Source organism: Phycisphaerae bacterium, from assembly GCA_018003015.1.
GTDB lineage: Bacteria > Planctomycetota > Phycisphaerae > UBA1845 > PWPN01 > JAGNEZ01.
Map to the genome: position 1 here is coordinate 1 of JAGNEZ010000063.1, position 19,355 is coordinate 19,355.

11 protein-coding genes are annotated in these 19,355 nt (G+C 63.1%); 5 read left to right on the forward strand and 6 right to left on the reverse strand.

Annotated elements, in window-relative coordinates; translation table 11 throughout:
• Window positions 1–582 precede the first annotated feature (582 nt).
• The 6 genes from KA354_20400 to KA354_20425 all read right to left on the reverse strand — a co-directional run bounded on the left by KA354_20400 (window position 583) and on the right by KA354_20425 (window position 8,307).
• Window positions 583–3,069 (reverse strand): hypothetical protein, encoded by a 2,487-nt coding sequence (locus KA354_20400; protein ID MBP7937011.1) that lies wholly within the window; start codon window positions 3,067–3,069, stop codon window positions 583–585.
• A gap of 51 nt (window positions 3,070–3,120) precedes the next feature.
• Window positions 3,121–4,119 carry a Gfo/Idh/MocA family oxidoreductase gene (locus tag KA354_20405; GenBank protein ID MBP7937012.1) on the reverse strand — a complete coding sequence of 333 codons (999 nt, stop codon included), beginning with the start codon at window positions 4,117–4,119 and terminating at the stop codon, window positions 3,121–3,123.
• A 41-nt stretch (window positions 4,120–4,160) separates the two neighbouring features.
• Complete coding sequence (locus tag KA354_20410) at window positions 4,161–5,876, reverse strand: exo-alpha-sialidase (protein ID MBP7937013.1); 1,716 nt, start codon at window positions 5,874–5,876, stop codon at window positions 4,161–4,163.
• Between the two features lie 228 nt (window positions 5,877–6,104).
• Window positions 6,105–7,022, reverse strand: coding sequence for a dihydrodipicolinate synthase family protein (locus tag KA354_20415; GenBank protein ID MBP7937014.1), 918 nt, complete (start codon window positions 7,020–7,022; stop codon window positions 6,105–6,107).
• Window positions 7,023–7,026: 4 nt separating this feature from the next.
• A complete protein-coding gene (locus KA354_20420; GenBank protein MBP7937015.1) occupies window positions 7,027–7,425 on the reverse strand; it encodes a hypothetical protein in 399 nt (132 codons plus the stop codon).
• Window positions 7,426–7,434: 9 nt separating this feature from the next.
• The gene (locus tag KA354_20425) at window positions 7,435–8,307 is read right to left on the reverse strand and encodes a type II secretion system protein (GenBank protein MBP7937016.1); all 873 of its coding nucleotides are present in this window, start codon (window positions 8,305–8,307) and stop codon (window positions 7,435–7,437) included.
• Between the two features lie 433 nt (window positions 8,308–8,740).
• Between KA354_20425 and KA354_20430 the strand changes: the two genes are divergently transcribed.
• The 5 genes from KA354_20430 (at window position 8,741) to KA354_20450 (ending at window position 18,932) form a co-directional block, all read left to right on the forward strand.
• Window positions 8,741–9,880, forward strand: coding sequence for a substrate-binding domain-containing protein (locus tag KA354_20430; protein MBP7937017.1), 1,140 nt, complete (start codon window positions 8,741–8,743; stop codon window positions 9,878–9,880).
• Between the two features lie 39 nt (window positions 9,881–9,919).
• Entirely contained in the window at window positions 9,920–13,909 is a 3,990-nt protein-coding gene (locus KA354_20435; protein ID MBP7937018.1) for a hypothetical protein, read from the forward strand.
• A gap of 59 nt (window positions 13,910–13,968) precedes the next feature.
• Entirely contained in the window at window positions 13,969–14,715 is a 747-nt protein-coding gene (locus KA354_20440; protein ID MBP7937019.1) for a PEP-CTERM sorting domain-containing protein, read from the forward strand.
• Window positions 14,716–14,867: 152 nt separating this feature from the next.
• A complete protein-coding gene (locus tag KA354_20445) occupies window positions 14,868–17,534 on the forward strand; it encodes an exo-alpha-sialidase (GenBank protein ID MBP7937020.1) in 2,667 nt (888 codons plus the stop codon).
• Between the two features lie 39 nt (window positions 17,535–17,573).
• Window positions 17,574–18,932 carry an aminotransferase class III-fold pyridoxal phosphate-dependent enzyme gene (locus tag KA354_20450; GenBank protein ID MBP7937021.1) on the forward strand — a complete coding sequence of 453 codons (1,359 nt, stop codon included), beginning with the start codon at window positions 17,574–17,576 and terminating at the stop codon, window positions 18,930–18,932.
• Window positions 18,933–19,355: the final 423 nt, after the last annotated feature.

Genomic DNA, 19,355 nt, shown 5'->3' on the forward strand with positions numbered 1-19,355 from the left:
AATCGCCCGGGCTTCACGGCCATGCGGGGTGTCCTCTGGTCGCTTGTGTATGGCCCCTGTTCGCTTCTGTATGGCCCCGGCGCGCCTGTCGGGTCCGCTTGACCCGATTCGGGGTTCGCTTCCGGCTGTTCTGGTCTTGTGGTCGCCCCCCGCGGGCGGGCAGGCCTGGGATCGCACGGAACAACACCGCGCCCGTTCCGGCAAAGATGAGCCTCCCGGAGCGGGATGAAGAGAGGCCGCTGGCCGGCTCGGTTGAGGGGGCGGGAGATCGGGGAGTTTGAGCCGGGGGGGGGTTTGGAGTGGGTGACGAGGGGAGTCGGTCGGCGTCGAGCGTTCCGGTAACGGATCGGGCGGGGTGAACGGCTCGGGGGCGTGGACCGGATCGAACGGGGTGGGAGTGCCCACGGCGGGGCGAGATTGGGGGGCATTCGCTCGGGGCGTCGGGCCGGACTCAACGCGATGCGGAAGCTCGGTGCGGAAGCTCGACCTGGAGCGGTCGCTTGGTCCGTGCGGTCGTCCACGCAAGCGGAGAAGTGGCGGTTGACCGGAGAAGAGGCGTTCGAAATAAACGGGACTGTCCCGTTATCTCGTCCCGCGTCGGCCGAAGGGCAGGATGCTGAAGGCGGCACTGATCAGGATCTGGACGAGGAGGGCGAGCGGCAGGGCCCACACGAAGCTAATCCCCGGGGTTCCGGTCAGTTCCTGCCAGTAGCTGATGCCGATGACGGTGGCGAGCCCGAATACCAGTCCGGAAAGGGCGCCCAGCGGGGTAGCCCAGCTGATGAACATCGCGGTGAAGAACAGGCCGAACAGCGGGGCCACGCACAGGTTGACCAGTTTGAATGCGACCTCAAGGAGGTTGCCTCTCACGATGCCGACATAGGAGCTCAGGACAATCACGACCCCGCCGATGATGGCCGAAACGAGCCGGGCGAGCCGGATGGGCGAACCCTGCTCACCCTCCGCTCCCTCGGCCCGGCCGAGGAAGTCGCTCATGACCACGGAGCATGAGGCATTCACGCCGGAAGAGAGGCTCGACATGGCCGCGGCCAGCAGGCCGGCGATGACCAGTCCGGTGATGCCGGCGGGAAGCCCGAAGACAATGAACTGCGGAAACAGTGTGTCCGCATTGCTGGTCAGGGTCTGGCCATCCGGGATCATCTCCGGATGGGCCTGGAAGAACGCCATTAAGGGCAGCCCGAGGAGGCCGAGGAAGAGAGTCGTCAAGCCGTCGGCGAGCAATGAGGTGATCAGTACCCGCCGGGCTGCTCGGGCGTCGCGGGTTGCGAGGTAGCGCTGGACGGCGATCTGATCGGATCCCGAGGTGCAGATGTACCAGGTGAACATGGCGATCATGATCCCGGCGAATGTTGTCCGGGCATGCCCGTCGTATCCCCACACGACCTCCGGCCAATGGGCGGGCCATGCCGTTGGCCACCATGCTCCGATGCCGCCCATTCGTACCGTGATCACCGCGAACACGAGGATGGCCCCGCCAAACAGGATCGCACCCTGCACCACGTCGGTCAACACGACCGCCCTGAGGCCGCCCATCGACGTGTACACCAGGACGATCAGGCCCATCAGCAGGCAGACGTATGGAGCGATCGCTTCGGGAAGCCCGGTGAGCGGGATCAGCACCTTGTTCACTGTCGCGTAGATGATGACGGCCATCCACAGGAGCCGGATGGTCAGGAACATGGTTGAGCCGAGCAGGCGGACACCATGTCCCAGATTAGCCTCTAGGATCTGGTATGCGCTGGTCACGCGCAGCTTCATGATGAAAGGGATCATGAACCAGCCGACCACAAGTGCCACGAACGGATAGGCCGCGACCGCCCCGCAGACCATGATCGGGCCGTAGCGGATCACCTCTCCGGGCCACGAGAGGTAGGAGATGGTGCTCATGAGTGTGGCAAACAGCGAAATCCCGACAATCAGCGGATTCATCCGGCGGCCACCGAGCAGGTAGTCCTCGGTGGTTTTCGAGCGGCGAGCGTAGTACCAGCCAATGGCGAGCATCCCCAGGCAGTAGGCGCCGATGACCGCCCAATCCAAGGAACTCATGCGATGCGGAGCGCGCCGGCCGATCCTGAGAATGGCGTTGGCGGCCGCGACCCGCGTATCGAGTTCGGCGGCGGAGAGCAACTCGGCGAGGACCCGCACCTCTGCTTTCGTTCCCATGGATGCGAGAGCTGCACAGGCTTCGTAGGCCTCATCTGGTTTGCCGGCGATGGCGTAGTGCACGAGCGGTGCCGCCCAACGGCCGTTCTCCCCGAGGCCAGCTTGAACCGCCGCTGTGCCGAGCAGGTAGACCCTGGCCGGCGAATCGGCTGGTTCGTTCTCCGCGGCCGCGGTCAGTGTTTGGCGGGAGGCCGGAGAGAGCTTGGTCAGATGGCGCAGGGCGTACGCGGCGTTGATACGCACGTCGGTTCTGTCCGACGAAAGGGACTCGAGCAAGGGGCGTTCAGCCTCGGGCTGGCCCGCGTTGGCCAGGGCCCATCGGGCATTCACCGAGAACGGGCCGGTCGTATGTGCAGCCACCCGCGCGAGTTCGTCGCTCACTTCGGCAGAAGGCACATATTTCAGCTTGGCCAGGGTTTCTGCGGCGTGGTTACGGTCTGGCGCAGCCTGGTCCATGAAGACGTCGACGATTCTGTTGACCCACTGCTGTTGCTGGCGATCGTTCGTGCTCGCCCGGGCGAGCACGCGCCAGATGCCGATGCGGTACTCGGGCTGGTTTCCGGCGGTCCGAAGTTCCTGCTGAAAGATGGGGAGGATGTCTTGCGGGTAGTCGAGGGCCAGCAGGCTCTCGGCCGCATGGACCTTCACCCATCGGGGCGCATCGCGCAGCGCGGCACGAAGCGTTGAGACTGCTTGTTCCCGGTAATCGCGCTCACGGATAGCGGGACCGTCTGCTGCAGCCGAGCACGCCGCCCAGCTGCAGAATGCTCCGACTACGAGCGTCAACCGGACGAAGCTGCGATGTGCGAGCCCGGCGCTGACAAGGCGGAGGAACGCGGGCTTCCTCACCCCATGGGTGCCCCGTTCGTCTTGGTTGTTCCGCATGCCGAGTTCCCACCGTATGCCGCTCGTCCCGGATCCGGCTGTGTACAGGGATCACACCGTGACGAGCCGGCCTTCCTTGTTGCTGAGTCGAGCCGCTTCAAGGCACTTGAGTACGTGGATTCCGGCCTCCAGCGGGTGGTGCCAGGGGGTCCGTTTCTCGATCGCCTGGAGAAAAGCGCCAAACTCGTCCACGTAACATTGCTCGTACTGATAGCCCTTGGGCGGCAGGTACACCTCGGACAGGCCGGTTGCGTTCAGGTATCGCTCGGCGCGGCAATCCGGGAACAACCGGATCTCGATCACGCCGTTCTGGCATACGATCCGGTAGACCGTCTGCTGCAGATCCTGCAGGAGGTCGAACTGAAACGTGACCACGGTGCCCTTGCGTGTCCGCCCGAGGAGTTGGAAGCAGTCGCAGCCGTCGATCTTGAGATCGCCGAGCTTGTGAGTCCTGCAAGACAGCTCGGCAAGCGAGTCATCAAGCAGCGAGTAGAGCTGTCCGAGGTCCTCCACGAAGACACCCTCAAACTGGGTGGGGTCGTAGAAGGCGGTATAGTTTTCCCATGGATGCCAGTTGGGCAAGTAGTTGCCCCACTCGAAGTGGTAGATCAGTGGGCGACCCATGGCCGGTTCGGCGAGCCACCGTTTGGCCCGCTGGACGACCGGGTGATAGGGTGTCTGAATGCCGAGAGCGGCCACCAGCCCGCTTTGCCTGACCAGGGCAGCGAGTTCTTCGGTACCGTCGAGGCGGTCAGAGAGAGCGATCTCGCAGAAGAAGTCTGTATTGGCCCGTGCCGCCGCCGCGCAGCATTCCACATGAAAGCGGGTTGGCGTTGAGACGACCAAGGCGTCCGGTTTCCACTTCAGGGCCTGCTCCAGGTCCGGCAGGCTCTCGACGCCATGCCGGGAGAGGCACTCCGCCCGCCGGTCCTGGCGGACGTCGACGAGGCGGATGGCCGAGGCTGGCACGCCGTGAGCGAGCAGGCAGCGAATCCGACGCCTGCCCATGGAGCCTCCGCCCAGCACGACGAAACTCTTGTGTGTTCCCATGTTGTCCCCCTGCAGGAGCCTGATCCTCGCACCGGCCAGCCTCATCGGCTTGCGGCGGGCACGTCCTTCAGTGTCCAATGGGTGCCCATCAGGGCCGGCGGCTCGCCCGGCCGTTCTGCCTGGTAATAAACCGTCCAGATCGATCCATCCTTCAACTGCACCGATGCAGGATATCCCATATCGCCCTCGAAGGCGGCCGCGAGCTTGATCTCCTTCTTGACGTCCCATGTTCTCCCAAGGTTGCGGCTGATGCACGCATGCTGGCCGAACGGTGGGCGTCGTCGGGCGTACACCGCCAGCAGCCAGCCGTTCGTCAATCGGATCACGTGCGGTGGATGACCTTGCATCGGTGTCGTGTGTGGCGCCGACCAGGTCGCGCCGCCGTCGACGCTCTCAGACTGGCGGAGCTGATCCGGTGGATTGCAGTCCCGGAACAAGGCCACGAGCGTACCAGGCGATGCTTCCACCACATGGACTTCGTCGTAGGAGAGCATGCGGTCCCCCGCAGGTACGGGGAAGTCCGCGATGATCTTCCAGGTCTGACCGTCGTCGCGCGACTCGGAAATCGAGACCTTGTGAGGCGAGCCATCCGGCGTGCCGTTGTAGTCCTTGGGTGTCGTGTGCGAGGAATGCGGCCGCTGGCCCATGAAGAGGAGTCGGCCGTCGCTCAGTTGGATAGGGCCGTGCGGCGTCGTGACCGGCGTACGAATCGGCTGTCCCCAGGTCTTGCCGCCGTCAGTGGAACGAACCACGTAGTGGCCCTGCAGGTCCGTCCCATAGGGAGGCCCGGTGAACCAGCTCACCAGCATCGTCCCCTTGGCGGTGCAGATGACACCGGCATCGCGATCGTCGATGCGGAGGTCCTGGATGGTGATGGCTGGACTCCACGTCTTGCCACCGTCAGAGCTCCGGCTGATCTGCGTCTTGCCGTCCTCGGAGATATGCCCCGTGCGGTCACCGGAGAAAGCGGCGATCAGATCACCGTTGGGGGCCAGGGCGATCGAGGGCCATCCGATGTAGCGCTGCCTGCACAGGACGCGTTGTGGTTCGAGGATGGTGGCCATTTCCTGGTCGGTGGCGACGTCCGTGCCGGTGGACTTGATTTCCCAGCGGCTGGCAATGGCCGCGCGTTTCCCGGTGATCTTCAGGTTTGAGAACTCGACGGCTCCTTGGCTGGTGTACACGCCGACAAGTCCCTCGGCATAGGTGCGGTCGTTTGCGCTGAGCACGAGTTTGTCGTCCAAGTAGACCTCGACACGGCCGGTGCGGGTCTGGGCCCGAGCGGTGTACCAGCGGCCGGGTTCCATGGCGATCTGGTTCTTTCGGGTGATCTCGTTGCCGTCGGCCATGATGTCGCCGCGGAAGAGGATGACCTGGTCGAAGCGGGTATCGAAGTGGATGAAGTATCCGCGGGCCGAGTCTTGGGCGTTCAGGATCAAGCCTGCCGCCTGCACGCCGTTGCCGCCGGGACTCACCCGGAAACGCAGCTGCAGGGTCGGATCGGCGACCGTCGCGCCGCGGTGGACTGCCTGCGGCTGGCCGGAATTGTCGGTCTGCTCGAGGCGCCCATCGCGGATCGTCCAGGCGCCGCCCACGAACGTCCAGGCGGCGGGGGGGGGAATGAGCGGTGCATCGCTGAGTTCCTCAGCCCGCAGAGCGCGAGGCGGAATCGCAAGGCTTGCCAGAACCAGCAAAAAGGGACCTAGCCATCTCCTTGATCTGTCCGCGTTCCGATCGTCGCGTCTGAAGCCGGTCATTGAAGCCTCCATCTAACGACCCTCATGTTGTCGATGGCAACAAACCTCTCGAGCACCTGTGGTGCCAAATGCTGAGTCTGGGCGACACTCGGCGTGTGAAGAAGCAGTACTACAACCGCGAGGGCCCGTGCACCCTGCACGGCGAGGGAGCCAAGGCAACAACCGCCCCCGTTGCGGGCGAGCACCGGCTGCGGCGGCTCAGTCCGATTCCGGGACGTATCTGCCGGTTCAGCCTCCTTCATCCGTCGAGGTCCTCCAGTTCGCCGGTATTCGTCGCCGAAAGGTCTCCATGCAGGTGTCTCCTGCGAAGGTGTACGGCGGCAGAAGCCGCAGGGGAAATCGCGGCAGCTGGAGCTTGATCAGCACCTTGTCGAAGGCGCCGTCGATGTGCCCCGCTCCCCCGACCGCCTGCTCGAGGGCCTTGCCCAGGATAGCCAGTTCTTCGCCCATTCTTCTCAACTCACCGCCGCGGGCGTCGAAGAATTGCCTGGCCTTTGCGAAATGGCAGAGTGCCAGTGAGATCAAGAGGCCGCACTCGGCCTCATCCCGGCATTCGGCGTAACCCGGCTCGGTGAAGAAGAACTGCAGGTCGGGGGCTTTGCGAAGCATGTCCACGCGGCCGGTGCGGTCCGGACCTCCGCCATATTTGACTGCCACGAGATTGGGGTGATCCGCCGACAGCCTGGCGTAGTCACCACCGGTTAAGACTCGTCCGCTTCTCGACAGGTTGTAGTGCATAAAACGGCAGGTGGGAAAACGGTCACAGACCTCGTGGAATGAAACAGCGACCTCGCGGTCGGTCAGTCGCCCCCAACTCGGCAGGGAGATCTGAAACGTTGCGATGCCCAGGTCGCGGCATCGCTCGATGCGCTCGATCACGGTGGACAGCGAGAGGCTGATGATTCCGACCATGGGGTGGTTTTCGGGCTTGGGCATCTCCTGCCGGAACAACTCCACGATCGCGTCGAATTGCCGGTCGCTGACCGCGTACCCTTCGCCGGCGGTGCCGAACACGTACAGGTGGCGGGTCAGATTGTCGCGCAGGAGCCTGATTTCCTGGCGGAAAAGCACTTCGTCCGGTGTCCAGTCCGGTTTCCAGGGCACCACGCAGGTGGCGAGGATGGCGGGCGGATAGCGCTTGGCCACAGAATCAGCCTTTCTCTCTCCCGGGCGGGTTGGGGGAAGCACGCTTGCGGGTCAAATGCGTGGGAACCTCGTCATTTCCGAAGGAAAACTCCTCCTCGCTCAATTTGCGAATGCTCAGCGGCGGATTCTTACCGAGGATGATCTTTCCCCCTTCAATACGCCACTTGCCTGTCTGGGTTTTGTCGCCCACTCGGGAGGCACACGTTCCGTTGGCTTTGAACTCGATCACTTCCTCGCGGCCCTCGCCGGCACCCAGAGGCAGCGGTCTTGACCATGTTCCGACGACTTGGGCAGTGATCTTGCGGTCATTCGGGTCTGTCTTCCTGCAGCCCGCGAGGGGCGCGAGCCATGAGAGGCACAGCAGCCAGACGAGACAGGACATCGCTGTTGGGAATGACCTCATGCTCGATCTCTAGTAACTGTAAGCTCCGGTGGCTTGACTACCGTATCCGCCGCGGCCCACGTAGTTCTTGATCTTCCGGCGCGTTTCGACATGGCCGTCACCGAAGCCTGCATTGCTATCCATGAATCGGGTTGCGGGGACGTCGAGCAACTGGTAAGGGGTCGGTTCGGGGTTCTCGGAATGGAAGCTGCGGTAGGGCTTCAGCGGTGTGGACCAACCCTCCGCGGGCCAGGACTCGTTGACGTCGGCCACAATGACGTCCTGGGAATAACCAGCGTCCTGGGGTTCGTGATCCCTGCTGCGATTGCCCGACTCGGCCCAGAAGTAGGGGCCGGAGTAATCGCCCGCCCGCATCCCTGCGAAGAGGTTGTAGCCCATCATGTAGCTGGGGTTGCCGCCGTAGCCTCGGGACACATCCGCGACGAAGAAGACCCTGGACCACAGGCTGCGATCCTCCTCATCCGGGAGATTTTCCGTGCTATTAGCCGGCTGGAAGTAGTATGTTGACTTGATGAGCGGACACCAGAGGATCGCTGCGTGCTTGTTGGCGGCCTTGACGTACAGGAACCTGCGTATGTCCGGTTGAGCGGTGCGGTTGTACTGGACCTGGTTGGGGTAGTTCGCGCCGCGCGTAGGGTACTTGCCTTTGCTCTCTGCAGCGTAGACCATCAGGCCCTTGACGATCTGAGAGATGCCGCTGCTGCAGGTGACCACCCGTGCCTGGCGGCGCGCCCGGCTGAGAGAGGGGAGCAGGACGGTGATCAGGAGGGCGATAATGGCGACCACCACCAAGACCTCAATCAGCGTGAAGCCCGTCCGGGCAGTGAAGCCGAAGTGCCGGGCAGCATAGCTCACGGTTGTTCTAGGGATGGATGGGTTCATCGCAAGACCTCCCGCGGAAGCCCTCATTTGTCGACTGACGACATGTGCATGCCCGATCCCGCCTCGGTCGGAGACACCGGCCTGAGTGCGGGGGGGCACGTTGCTCCCACAAGCCTAGGCTCGTGTAGGCAACTACGCAAACAATGGTAATAGGACCTAGTTTCCGTGTCAATGGCCTTGGCCACTGGTCCGGATCGGGAAGTGTGCGCAGATCCATACATGCCTCTATAATAATCATAACCATTTTTTAAATAAATACTAACATCTAACGGAGTCTGCCTAGTAAGCCGGTGGGGAATCCGACGGTCGGGGCATTGACAAGCATCTCGACTTTTGTTTAACTGAATACATGAAAAGCCAACGACTCGCTCACCCATGGAGATCGGGTGGCACATACAGGCTGGGTCGGTTGGCGGTTGCTCTGGGTTGAAGCATGATCGACATTCCCAGACGAGAAGGTGCTGCGGCCTCGATGCGGCTGGTTCGGGAGCTTCGCCGACTGGTGGTTGTTGGCCATCTTGGGGTGGGTGATCCGCTTCCGTCGATTCGCGAGCTGATTGAAGAGAAAGGTGTTGGCCAGTTCGCCGTTCGCCAGGCTCTGAAGCAGATTGAGCGTGAGGGCTGGGCCGCTCGTCGGGCCAATGGAGGCAAGCTATGGATTGCCTCGGGTGCGGCCGAGTGTGCCCGGGCGCGGATGGCCGTCGAACCTCCGCCGATCATCTTCATGCTCACCTCGCTGGACCGCCGGTTTGGTGGCGAGGACCAAGTCCGCGAGTTGGAGCGAGGTTTCGCGGGTGCGTTCGGCGCGTGCGAGGTTCGGCAGGTGGCCATTGACGTGGATGCTGGCGTGCAGCGGGTGGAGCGTCTGCTTGAGGAACACGAGCAGTTGTCGTGCGAAACGGGCTATCTGTTAGCCGGCCTGCCTTCGCAATCCAAGCTTGTCTTTTACCAGAGACAAGTGGCGAGCGTGGTGCTTGGTCACGTCGACCCGGAGCTGAATCTGCCATCTGTCGACGAGGACATCAGGCATGTTGGCTACACGGCGGGTCGGCTGCTGTGTCACCGGAAGCGGGCCGTAGTGCTCTTTTCGCGCGGGCTGGTGGGCGGCGAAGCGGAGCTGATCAACGGTGTGCGCCAGGCAGCTCGCGAGCTCTGCGGGCGCTATCCTTCCTGGGACGAATGCACCTGCTCGGTCCCCAATGATCCGCGGGCCTACGAGACGGCGATCGACCAGCTGCTGCAGAACGCTTCTGGGCCAATCGGTATTCTGGCAGTGCGTCCGCCGCTGGCGATGGCGGTAGTCAAGGTTGCTGCCCGACGTGAGATTCCCATTCCGGAGCAGGTCGAACTCATCGGGTACCACCATTCCTCAGCGTACACCCATGTTCACCCGGAGATCACCTCGGTTGGCGTGAAGTCCATCGAGGAGCTGGGTCGTCAGGCGGCCCAGTTGCTGGCCGAATCGATGATTCGGCCCAGGGTGGTCGCTCGCAGGGAGTTAGTCGAATCCAATCTGATCGAGAGAGAATCAACTCTGCCCTCCGATGAGGGTAGGGTCCGCGGCGGTTCATGAGCCGCTGATCGACCATCGAAACGAAGGAGGCCAAGGAAGATGAATCCGCACCTGTTCTCGTGGAGGCGCGTCGTGCTGTGGGCCTGCCTGGGGGCCAGCACGATTTGCCCTGCGGCCGTCGTGATGTCACACGTGGGCTCGAGTGATCCGGCCGCCGAGGGCTGGACGTTCAACGATTACACTTTCATCGGTGGCACCGTCTCTCCTGGAAACGACTCCGAGCCTTTCTGGCATATCCAGGCCAACGCCGGGGCGGCGCAGCGCTATCTCTACGACCTTGCCTCGGCGGACGTCGCCGACCCGGACGGCTGGACTTACACTGTGCGGGTGAAGGTCAACGCCGCCAACATGGTGTTTGAAGCGTCGTTTGGGGTCATTGAAGGTGGCGACTGGTGGAACCTGCATCTGGTAGTTGGCGCGCCCGAGCAGACCGGCGTTTGGGTGGTCGACACCAACGCCAACCCGGTCGAGCGGCTCAGCTCCGTTGATCCCAGTGCAGCCTACCACACCTACCAGACCGTCTATGATCCCTCTGCCAATGGTGGGCTGGGTGGGGTCACCTTCTATCTGAATGGCATCCCCATCGGGGCGCGGTCCCGCGGGCAGGGGTACCCGGTGCCCGGCATGCTGAGGTTGGACTTCGGCGACAACGACCGGGGCAACGCCCCATCCGATTCCCAATGGTCGCTGGTTCGTTTTGAAACCGGCCAGCACCCGTTGACGAACGACGCGTGCAGCGGTGCAGACATGATCACGGACGGCCTTATGGCTTCCTCGACGTTGGGCGCCTCGCCCGACGGCAGTGCTTCCTGTGGCAACTCTGACGGTTCACCTGATTTATGGTACAGCTACGCGGCCACATGTACCGGGATTGCGACGATCAGCACATGCGGTTCTGGCTTTGACACAGTGCTGGCCGTCTATTCGGGAACCTGTGAAGGGCTTACTGAAGTGGCCTGCAACAACGACTGCGATGGTGTTCCGTGTGGCGGTTGGTCTTCATGCGTCAGCTTCGCCGCTACAGAGGGGCAGACCTACCTGGTTCGCGTGGCGGGGGCCGATGGTCAGGGTGGCGACTTCAACCTGAAGGTGCAATGCGGCGTGCCGGACAACGACACGTGTGCCCTAGCCACGGCCGTCGGACTTGGCAGCGTCGTCGGGACCACTTTGGGGGCCTCTGCTGACGGCTCGGGCAGCTGTGGCGGCTCGAACGGAAGCCCTGATGTCTGGTACGCATACACCTCGCCGGTGAACGGCACGCTCAAGATCGACACCTGCGGTGCGACATTCGATACGGTGGTATCAGTGCTCGACGGGTGCGGCGGGGCCGAACTGGCCTGCAACAATGACTGCGAGGGGGCCCCGTGCTCCGGTCCTGGTTCCTGTCTGAGCGTGGCCGTCGCGAAGGACCGCACCTATCTGATTCGTGTTGCCGGCGCCGCGGGGGCGAAGGGGGACTTCACCCTTTCGCTCGAGGACGACTCCGCCCAACAGTGGGCAGTACTCTATCAGGAGGTTTTTGCCACTGCCGGCATCAAGCGCCCCCTGGACTTCGCGGGTTGGAGTTGGATCAATGAGTCCGGCGTCGAGTACATTCCGACACTCGACAGCAATCCTGGCATATCGTACGTTGGCGGTGCCGCCTTGCCTCCGGAGGGCTCAGTGAACTCCGATCCCGCCCTGCCCGACGGGTTGAGCGGTTACATCTATGTCGGTGATCCGTATCCGGACACCTATGGCTTGCTGTATACCCAGGAGTATCTGGTTCGTCGTGGAGGCGAGGCCAGACTGCGGTTCAGCTGGGCCGGATTGTCGAGCCCGATCACCTCAGCCCGTCTTGCCCTGCGCGTCGGTTCCACATGGCACGCGTCCGATCCGGCCATTCCCGGCGAACTCGGCAACTGGTCGAAGATCGGGCCGCTGGACCCCGATGCTCTCCAGTGGCGCGCCCTGGACTACACGCCGGGTACCCGCATGGCGCTTGGGGCGGCAGTCATGCTGCCGGCCGGAGACATTACCGCGTTCGGACTGTTGATTGAAGGTGTTGACGCTACCACCCGTGGCGATTATCGCTTCGACAACTTCCGCGTCGAGGGCGTTCAGTATGCGGACGCGTGTGCGAGCGCCCTGCCGATCACTGACGGCACGACCTACGGCTCTACGGCGTTTGCCACTCCGGGCGGGACCGCCTCGTGCGGCAGTTCCGACGGCAGCGCGGATGTGTGGTATGCCTATACCGCGGCTTCGACCGGCCCACTCACGGTCGACAGCTGTGGCTCGTCCTTTGACACCGTGCTTTCGGTCCGGACCTCATGCGACGGGGCGGAACTGGGCTGCAGCGACAATGCCTGCGGGAACGGCTCGCGGCTGACGCTACCTGTCCATAAGGACGCCACCTACTACATCCGGGTCTCTGGAGCGAGTGGTACGGGCGGAGCCTTCGTGCTCCACGTAGGCTCGGGTACGGTGCCCAACGATGAGTGTGGCCATGCCCAGGTGGTCGTCGATGGCTTGACGACGGGCACCACGCTCGCCGCCTCCAATGACGGCACCGCTTCCTGCGGCGACTCGAACACGTCTCCGGACGTGTGGTACTCCTACACGGCCATCTGTAACGCGCCGCTCGAGATCAACACCTGCGGATCCGACTTCGACACGGTGCTGTCGGTGCTGGACGGTTGCGGGGGGGCCGAGCTCGCCTGCGATGATGACGCCTGCGGCCGACAATCGCGTGTAGAGATCTCTGCCGCGACCGTGGGTACGCACTACCTGATCCGGGTCTCGGGCAATGGTTACAGTCAAGGCAACGTCAAGCTGAACGTGATCTGCAAGACGCCACCTCCGAACGACAACTGCGTGGATGCCGTGGTTTTGACCGCCGTGGGCGTGACTCACGGCACCACGACGTATGCCACGTCCGACGGCGACGCGAGCTGCGGCGACTCCTACGGCAGTCCGGATGTCTGGTACGGTCTGACCGTGCCCAAGTCTGGGCAGCTCAAGGTCAAGGTTACCAGTGCCGAGTTCAGTCCGGTCGTGTCGATCCACCAGCCGGCGACATGCCCCGGCGATCTGGAGAACGAGGTTGGCTGTGGGACGCCCGCTCTGTCTCTGCGGGTGATCGAGGGCGCGTCCTATCTGATCCGCGTGGCCGGTGTGGGAGCAGGCCGCGGGGCATTCGAGCTGGATATCTCGTATGGCACGGTGATCATCGAGCACATCGGGCTGTTCGATCCGGCCACCGAGGGCTGGACACTGAACGATTACACTGGCGTCGGCGGCATCACTGGGCCGAGCAGTGATGGCGAGGACAGCTGGCGTATCCGGGCGAATGCCGGGGCTGCTCATCGTTATCTATATGCGCTGGGTACCTCCGACGTGTCGGATCCTCGTGGCTGGACGTATACCGCCAGGGTGAAGGTGAACGCGGCCTCCCAGGTATGGGAGTCGGCGTTTGGCGTCATCGAGGGTGGCGACTGGTGGAGTCTGAGCCTGGTGCCGGGCAGCCCGGAAACCCGAGGCGTGTTCCTGGTCAACCCCAGCTACGGTGCCGGGCCGCGGGTGAGCGAGATCGATCCGAGTGCAGCCTTTCACACCTATCAGATCATCTCTGATGCGGCGGTGAACGGAGGTGCTGGAGGAGTCACTTACTACCTTGACGGGGTGCCCCTGGCCACGCAGGCTCGCGGAGACGTACCCCAGGTGGGAGGGATGACGCGCCTGGACTTCGGTGATAACGACAGCACCAGTGCGGCGTCGGATTCGCAGTGGTCGCTGGTGCGGTTCGAGATCGGCAACTCCGCGCTCTGCCCGCGGCCGTTCGCCGACACAGACGCGGATGGTGATGTGGACCAGCGGGACTTCGGCGTCTATCAAGTGTGCTATGCGGGTAGCGGCGGTGGGGTCCTCGAGGGTTGCCGGTGCCTTGACGCCGACGGCGATGGCGACGTCGATACCACCGACTTCGAGAAGTTCCAGGCTTGCTTCAGCGGCCCGGCGGTGCCGGCCGATCCCGCATGCAATGACTGAGCGTTTGTTTCAGTTGTGTTGGTTGCTGTGACTGTTGGCGGTGCGAAAGGAGAAAAGGAATGCGCGCGCGGAACCTGATTCGAGGTGTTGAGGTTGTACTGGGCCTCTTGACAGTTGCCGCAGTCGCCGGTGCGGCTCCGTACCAGCATGCAGGATCGACCGACCCTGCGTCTGAAGGCTGGGTGCTCAACGACTACACCGGTCTGGGGGGTGCGGTGGCTCCGGGCTGGGACAGCGAGGCGTTCTGGCAGACGCATGGCAATGCCGGGAGCGTTCAACGCTACCTTCAGGACATCACCCCGGCAGACGTGAACGACCCGACCGGCTGGACGTACACCGCGAGGGTGAAGGCCAACCTGGCCACGGACATTCTCGAAGCCTCTTTTGGCGTCATCGACGGTCAGGAATGGTGGCAGGTTCACCTGCTGACCAGCGCCGCGGCGGGGGTTTATCTCATGAACCCCGACGCGTCCACGGGGCCGCAGCTCAGCGGAGTTGATCCCAGTCTCGAGTACCACACGTATCAGATTGTCTTCAACCCGACTGGCGCGGGCGGAGGAGGGGAGGCCACTTACTACGTAGATGGTATGGCGACTGGTTCGCGGATGCGTGGCCAGAACTTCAATGCCGGCGTTGCAGGGCTCTATCGGCTCGACTTTGGCGACAATGATCGGGGGGCGACAGAATCCGACTCGCAATGGGCGCTGGTACGTTTTGAACTTGGGCAGCATCCTGTACCGGAGCCGGCCTCGATTCTGATGGTTGGTCTGAGTGGTTGGCTCCTGGTGAAACGCCGCTCGAGATGAAAGGCAGACCCGTGCCCTGGATGACGTCGGGCGCGGGCCGCGCCGCCGTTCAGGCGTGCCTCGTTTTCCTCTGGCGGTTCATTGATCCGACCGGAGTAGTTGTGCCATTGAAGCAGCGTAGTTCTGCACCGGTGGGAACAGAGGTGAAGGATATGCGCCCAAAGCACAGGCTTGTTGGATTTGTGGTCCTGGTTGCTGCCCTGGTTCCGAGTACGGCGGCAAGTGGCCAGGGTTCCGCCACGATCCTCTCCCGCAGAGTCCTGTGCAAGCAACCGGGCCGCTATATTGGCTGGCCGAGTATTGCCGAGGCGCCCAACGGCGACCTGATCGTCGTGTTTTCGGGCGATCGCAGCGCACACGTCTCGCCAGACGGCAAGGTTCAGATGGTGCGTAGCAGTGACCGCGGGGAGACATGGAGCGATCCGACCACCATCTACGACCTTCCGATCGACGATCGCGACTCGGGGATTCTCCGCACCGTGCGGGGTACCATGCTGGCCAGCTGGTTCACCGGTCCGCCCTACGGGACATCGCTTCAAGGTCATTACGTGGTTCGCTCCAGCGACAACGGGTACACCTGGGGTGTTCCTGTCCGTACGCCGGTGACAACGCCGCACGGGCCCATTCAGCTGCGCGATGGCCGACTGCTTTATCTCGGACTTGAGCCGCACTCCTCGCACACCGTTCCCATGGACTACAACGGTCCGCCCGCCGGTTCGCCCCACGCAGTCTCGATCGCTGAGTCGAATGACGACGGGCTTACCTGGCGGGTGATCGCGCATTTTCCTGTTCCTGCGGAGGCGCTCATGCTCTCGTATGATGAGCCTCAGGTGGTTGAGCTGCAGGGCGGACGACTCCTGGCCATGTTTCGGGACAACAACGCGCCGCAGCTGCTCATCCAATCGGAAAGCGATGACGGTGGTTGCACGTGGTCGACACCCCGCAGGACGGCGGTCCACGGTTATCCGCCGCATCTCCTTGAGCTCACGAACGGCTGGCTGCTCGTTTCCTATGCCAAGCGATGGGATCCGCTGGGAGAGTATGCCTGCCTCAGCCGGGATGGCGGACGGACTTGGGACGTTCAGCAGGAGATCCGGTTGTCCGGCGCCCTCAACGGCGATCTCGGCTATCCCGCATCGCTGCAGCTCGCGGATGGCTCGATCTGGACGGTCTATTATCAGGTGGACCAGCCGGGCGAGAATCCCTGTCTGATGGGTACCCATTGGCGGATTGTTGCGGACGAATGCGTGCAGGCGGCAGAGGTGACCGATGGTTCGCTCGCGAGCACGACCGGGCTCGCGACCGCCGGTGGACCCGCGCTGTGCGGGTTGCCCAGCACGCTGGCCGACACCTGGTATGCTTACACCGCGACCTGTACTGGTACCGCCATCGTCGCGGCCTGTGGTGTCTCCGAGGGTGCCAGGATTGCGGTGTATGCCGGCACCTGTGACGCTGCCAGTGAGATAGTGTGCAGTGGGGGTTGTCCTGAGCGGGTCTGTGGGACCGGTCCGTGCGTGACCTTTCAGGCTACTGAGGGGCAGGTTTACCTCCTTCGTGTAGCAGCGGATGCTTTGCATGGCGCCAACTTCAACCTGGAAATCGCCTGCGGGCCCCCGGTCAACGACACTTGCGCGAGGGCGATCCCCGTTCGTCGCGGGACCATCCGCGGAACAACGCTCGCCGCCTCCATCGACGACCCTAGTGGGGGATGTTCCGGTGCGGATGCGACTGGCGGAGTCTGGTATTCCTACACCGCGCTGCAGGATGGCCTCCTCCAACTGAGCACCTGCGGTTCCGCGTTGGACACGGTCGTTTCCATCTACGATGGATGCCTCGGGACACGGCTGGCCTGCAACGATGACTGTGGCGGTGACCCGTGTGGCGGGTCGGCCTCGTGTCTTACCCTGAACGTACACAAGGGGCGAAGTTACCCGATCTGCCTCGCCGGCTCCCGGGGAGAGCGAGGCGGCTTCCAGTTGTCCTTGCGCGACGCGGTCATCGCGTTGCACGAGGGTTCGAACGATCCCTCCACGGAGGGCTGGCAACGAGACGATTTTACCGGCATCGGTGGGACCGTAGGCCCCGGGTTCGACCTTGAGGCCTACTGGCGGACCCAAGGCAATGCGGGCGGTGCTCAGCGCTACCTTTACAGCCTTGATCCGGCCGATGCCTCCGACCCCAGGGGCTGGACGTGCACCGCCCGCGTCAAGGTGAACACTGCCACCCAGGTATTCGATGCATCTTTTGGCGTGATCGATCGCAATGACTGGTGGAACCTGCATCTGGTGGCCGGAGGAACGTCGGGCGCCACCGGTGTATGGGTGGTGGACGGCAACGCGCATCCGAGCGAGAGGCTGAGCACCATCAACCCAAGCGCGGGTTACCACACCTACCAAATCGTCTTCGACCCGCTAGCTCAGGGTGGCGCCGGCGGAGTCACGTACTACGCGGACGGCCGGATCATCGGGGTGCGATTCCGTGGCCAGCAGTATCAGGTGGGAGGAATGACTCGCCTGGATTTCGGCGACATCGATCGGGGCGACACCGCGTCGGATTCGCAGTGGTCGTTGGTACGGTTCGAAATCGGCAACGCGGCCCTGTGCCGGCGGCTGTTTGCGGACATGGATTCGGATGACGATGTGGATCTAGACGATTTCGGCGCGTTCCAGCGGTGTTACTCGGGTGCTGAAGCAGGCGTCCGGGAGAATTGCGTCTGTTTCGACCGAGATGGCAACGGGAGCATCGATGCTCAGGACTTCGCAGCCTTTGCGTCCTGTTTCAGTGGTCCGATGATCTCGTTCAAGCCGACATGTGATTGAGTTGGCCCCGGAACGGGCCTCACTTACAGGAGAAACAAGATGAGTACAACTCGTGCACCGTCGGTGGCGTGCACATCTGGCAGTGGTCAACGGCTTTATCGACGCGCAAGGACTCTCATTCCGGGCGGCACCCAACTGCTCAGCAAACGGCCGGAGATGTTCGCGCCTGGCCAGTGGCCGGCGTACTATCGAGAGGCGAAGGGATGTGAGGTCATTGACCTGGACGGTCGGTCCTACGTGGACATGTCGATTATGGGTATCGGTGCCTGTCTGCTGGGCTATCAGGATCCCGACGTGACTTCCGCTGTAGTCCGTCGCGTTCAGAGCGGGTCCATGTGCACGCTGAACAATCCCGAGGAGGTCGAACTCGCGCAGTTGTTGCTAGACATTCATCCTTGGGCCGAGAGTGTCCGTTACGCTCGTACGGGTGGAGAGGCCATGGCCGTTGCCGTGCGCATCGCGCGGGCCGCAACGAATCGGGATCTGGTGGCCTTCTGCGGATACCATGGCTGGCATGACTGGTATCTGGCCGCAAACCGCGCCGCGGGTGATGCATCGGCAGATGCCCTCGGTGGCCACCTGCTTCCTGGCTTGTCTCCTTGCGGTGTACCATCTCAGCTCGCGAACACGGCGATGCCTTTTGCGTACAACGACATCGATCAGCTTGCGGCGATCGTCGAGCAGCACGGTCGGCGTCTGGCCGCGGTGGTCATGGAGCCGACCCGCTCAGTCGAGCCCGCGCCGGGCTTTCTGGGCGGGGTGTGCGAGTTGTGCCAGAAGTGCGGCGCGGTTTTAGTGGTGGACGAAATCACCGCTGGCTGGCGCCTGGTGCTCGGTGGAGCTCATCTCAAGTATGGATGGCAGCCGGACATCGCGGTCTTTGCGAAAGCGCTTGGCAATGGTCACCCGATGGCCGCGGTCATCGGTCGCGCGGCGATCATGCAGGCAGCGCAGAGTTCGTTCATCTCCAGCACCTATTGGACTGAGGGCGTGGGTCCGGTGGCAGCTCTGGCCACGGTACGGAAGATGCAGCGTGTGGATGTACCCGCGCATATCGCCGCCATCGGACTGCGTTTCCGGAAGGGCATGCGTGAGATCGCCGATCGGCATGGTGTCGCACTGAGGCTCACGGGACATCCTGCGATCACGAGTCTGGTGTTTGAGCATCCAAGCGCCTTGGCCCTTCAGACTCTGCTGACCGTTCGCATGCTGGATCGAGGGATCCTGGCTGGAGGCGGATTCTATGCCTCGCTGGCACACCGAGAGGAGCATGTGGAGGGCTACCTGGCTGCGGCGGATGAGATATTTGCTGAGCTCTCGGAGGCCACTCGCCTGGGGGATGCCGAGCGACGCATTGGCGGAGAGGTGCGGCACAGTGGATTCGCACGGTTGACCTGAATAAACCTCTCAGCAGTTTTTAGGAGTTTTAGTATATTCATTTGGTCCCAATTGGGGGCAATGGAAGTTTGAACACTGGCAAGGCAATGAGCCGTGCCTTGGGCTCGCGGCTTCGACGGGCAGTGGCGCGGCAAAGGGGGTCCCGCTGAGGCCGGGGTGATGCTGGAAGCCGATTGGGGCTGGCGGAGTGGGTTGCCGGGCATCCCGGCCGCCGGCTGGAACTCGCCTGTTGGCAGGTTTCCTCGAGGACCGACTTGGATTGGCCGGAGGTTCACGCCCGGCCGGTCCAAGCCGTGGGATACGCATTGGAGTTTCGTTCGCTTTGTCTGCAGTACGAGACCGGCTTTTGCCGATTGCACTCAAGAACGCCCTTTCCTTGTGTTCAGGGCATGGGCATGGTGGTCATGTTACCACCCGGCCCAG

Coding starts and splice junctions, on each gene's coding strand:
- KA354_20410 (MBP7937013.1), bottom strand. CDS start 5,876: ATGACCGGCTTCAGACGCGACGATCGGAACGCGGACAGATCAAGGAGA.
- KA354_20430 (MBP7937017.1), top strand. CDS start 8,741: ATGATCGACATTCCCAGACGAGAAGGTGCTGCGGCCTCGATGCGGCTG.
- KA354_20425 (MBP7937016.1), bottom strand. CDS start 8,307: ATGAACCCATCCATCCCTAGAACAACCGTGAGCTATGCTGCCCGGCAC.
- KA354_20435 (MBP7937018.1), top strand. CDS start 9,920: ATGAATCCGCACCTGTTCTCGTGGAGGCGCGTCGTGCTGTGGGCCTGC.
- KA354_20440 (MBP7937019.1), top strand. CDS start 13,969: ATGCGCGCGCGGAACCTGATTCGAGGTGTTGAGGTTGTACTGGGCCTC.
- KA354_20400 (MBP7937011.1), bottom strand. CDS start 3,069: ATGCGGAACAACCAAGACGAACGGGGCACCCATGGGGTGAGGAAGCCC.
- KA354_20445 (MBP7937020.1), top strand. CDS start 14,868: ATGCGCCCAAAGCACAGGCTTGTTGGATTTGTGGTCCTGGTTGCTGCC.
- KA354_20405 (MBP7937012.1), bottom strand. CDS start 4,119: ATGGGAACACACAAGAGTTTCGTCGTGCTGGGCGGAGGCTCCATGGGC.
- KA354_20450 (MBP7937021.1), top strand. CDS start 17,574: ATGAGTACAACTCGTGCACCGTCGGTGGCGTGCACATCTGGCAGTGGT.
- KA354_20420 (MBP7937015.1), bottom strand. CDS start 7,425: ATGAGGTCATTCCCAACAGCGATGTCCTGTCTCGTCTGGCTGCTGTGC.